The organism is Vibrio sp. 10N.222.49.C9 (assembly GCF_041474985.1).
Classification (GTDB): Bacteria; Pseudomonadota; Gammaproteobacteria; order Enterobacterales; family Vibrionaceae; genus Vibrio; species Vibrio crassostreae_C.
Genome location: NZ_JBFRVD010001236.1, coordinates 1 through 306 on the forward strand (window position 1 = coordinate 1; position 306 = coordinate 306).

The 306-nt window shown below is 44.8% G+C and carries 1 pseudogene; it reads left to right on the top strand.

The features are described 5' to 3' along the window. Positions 1–78: 78 nt before the first annotated feature. Positions 79–306: pseudogene (locus AB4585_RS27720) on the top strand (HlyD family type I secretion periplasmic adaptor subunit); the annotation flags it as partial.

Consider the following 306-nt stretch of genomic DNA (forward strand, 5'->3'; position numbering starts at 1 on the left):
CTATATCTCAGCGCGATAATATCAGACTAGTTATAGATACAATTTCCCTCGTTCACTCAATGCGCAAATGGATGGCCTATGAGTCAAGAGAAACTAAAAAATCTCGGTCGTACCGAGTTAGAGTATGTGGATGATAAAACCGCAGCTCTGCTTCTAAACACCCCATCAAATGCCAGATTACTGCTCTGGTTCGTTCTTCTATTCTTCAGTTGCGCTATCGGTTGGGCAAGTTGGGCTGAGTTAGACAAGGTCACCGTAGGCAGTGGCAAGGTTATCCCTTCCAGTCAACTACAGGTGGTACAAAAC